Here is a 2,060-nt window from a genome sequence, read left to right on the forward strand (position 1 = left end):
GTAACCGCTCCATGAACCCCACATTCAAAGCCAGCAGTTGATCCCCGAAGCTGTACTCCGTTTTCTCTCTGGAGCCAGCACGTCATGATGCGACCCGACGCTAAAGTCGAAAAAGTGTACCTCTACCCCAAGGCCGTGGACTTCCGAAAATCCATCGACGGCCTGGCCGCCTTGGTCGAGCTGGATATCAAGGTCGCGGTGTTCGACCCTGTGCTTTTCGTCTTTCTGAATCGCCACCGTAATCGAGTGAAAATCCTTTACTGGGAGCGCAACGGCTTCTGCCTTTGGCTCAAGCGCCTGGAATCCGAACGCTTCAAAACATCCCCCGACGCTACCGATGAAGCCATCGTATTAACTGTTCAGGAATTGAACTGGTTGCTCGACGGTTTTGACCTGTGGCGCAATCGCCCTCATCAGGTTTTGACTCCAAGATTCGTCGCCTGACGGGTATAATCCGGGGCATGATTTCGATCCCCGAACACCTTCCTGATGACCCAGAACTTCTCAAGCAAATGCTGCTTGATGCGTTCGATGCACTCGCTCGCCAGCAGGAAGTGGGTCAGGCTTACGAAACGCATATTGTTGACCTGAAGGAACAGATCAAGTTGTTACGCGACCGTTTGTTCGGTCGTAAATCCGAGCAAACAGTCGAGCCCAACACGCCGCAACTGGCCTTATTCAACGAACCCGAAAGCGAACCAATGCCCGTCGTCGGCGATGCCGATGAGGAAGTCGTTGCTCCAGTTCCGCGCCGTGGCAAGCGCAAGCCACTGTCGGCTGATCTGCCGCGTATTGAAGTCATCCACGAACTGCCTGAACACGAACTGACCTGTGCCTGCGGTTGCCGCAAGCATGTGATCAATGAAGAAACCAGCGAGCAGCTGGACATCGTGCCGATGCAGATCCGGGTGATCAAACACATCCGCAAAGTCTACGGTTGCCGCGGTTGTGAAACGGCTCCGGTCACCGCAGACAAACCCGCTCAGTTGATCGAGAAGAGCATGGCCAGCCCGAGCGTGCTGGCGATGCTGCTGACCACCAAGTATGTCGACGGCCTACCGCTGCACCGCTTCGAGACGGTACTCAGCCGGCATGGCATCGACATTCCACGCCAGACCTTGGCACGCTGGGTCATCCAGTGCGGCGAACACCTCCAGCCGCTGTTGAATTTGATGCGCGACCGGTTGCTGGAAAGCCCCGTCATTCACTGTGATGAAACCCGCGTCCAGGTACTTAAAGAACCGGATCGAGACCCGACTAGCCAATCCTGGATGTGGGTACAGGCCAGCGGGCCGCCGGATCGAAAAGTCGTGCTGTTCGACTACACCTCCAGCCGTGCGCAGGATGTGCCGTTGCGCCTGCTGGAAAGTTATCGCGGCTATGTCATGACCGACGATTACGCGGGATATAACGCGTTGGCGTTACAACCGGGCGTGGAGCGTCTGGCGTGTATGGCCCATGCCCGGCGCAAGTTCGTCGCTGCGCAAAAAGTGCAGCCCAAGGGCAAGACGGGACGTGCCGATATCGCGCTGGCGATGATCAACAAGCTGTACGGCATTGAGCGCGAACTCAAGGATGTCAGCGATGAACAGCGTTTTATTGAGCGTCATGAAAAGAGCCTGCCGATCCTGGCTCAGTTGAAAAGCTGGATGGATAAAACACAGCCTCAGGTGACGCCGCAAAGTGTGCTGGGCAAGGCCGTTAATTATCTGGCCAGCAACTGGAGCCGGCTGGAGCGTTACGTGGAGGCTGGCTTTTTACCGATCGACAACAACCCGGCAGAGCGTGCAATTAAACCGTTTGTGATCGGGCGCAAGGCATGGCTGTTCAGCGATACGCCCAAAGGCGCGACTGCCAGCGCCCAGATCTACAGCCTGGTCGAAACCGCGAAGGTCAACGGCCAAGAGCCCTATACGTGGCTGCGCCACGTACTGGAGCGACTGCCGCATGCGCAGTCAGTAACCGACTATGAAGCATTGCTGCCGTGGAACTGCTCACCGGAAATGCCACGGTAAACGGGAAGCGCATCTGACGGTAGGTGTGCTTCATGGATCGCATAC

Annotated in this window: 2 protein-coding genes; both read left to right on the forward strand. The window is 56.7% G+C overall.

Annotation, left to right across the window (positions count from 1 at the left end; all coding sequences use genetic code 11):
* Window positions 1-84 precede the first annotated feature (84 nt).
* The gene (tnpB, locus tag WLY71_RS30410; RefSeq protein ID WP_240050551.1) at window positions 85-444 is read left to right on the forward strand and encodes an IS66 family insertion sequence element accessory protein TnpB; all 360 of its coding nucleotides are present in this window, start codon (window positions 85-87) and stop codon (window positions 442-444) included.
* 17 nt (window positions 445-461) lie between these two features.
* A complete protein-coding gene (gene tnpC / locus WLY71_RS30415) occupies window positions 462-2,015 on the forward strand; it encodes an IS66 family transposase (RefSeq protein WP_347806531.1) in 1,554 nt (517 codons plus the stop codon).
* Window positions 2,016-2,060 lie beyond the last annotated feature (45 nt).

Source organism: Pseudomonas rossensis (genome assembly GCF_039888995.1).
Classification (GTDB): Bacteria; Pseudomonadota; Gammaproteobacteria; order Pseudomonadales; family Pseudomonadaceae; genus Aquipseudomonas; species Aquipseudomonas rossensis.

Bases quoted from the DNA above. Each gene is read 5' to 3' on its own strand.
- tnpC (WP_347806531.1), top strand. From the start codon at position 462: ATGATTTCGATCCCCGAACACCTTCCTGATGACCCAGAACTTCTCAAG.
- tnpB (WP_240050551.1), top strand. From the start codon at position 85: ATGATGCGACCCGACGCTAAAGTCGAAAAAGTGTACCTCTACCCCAAG.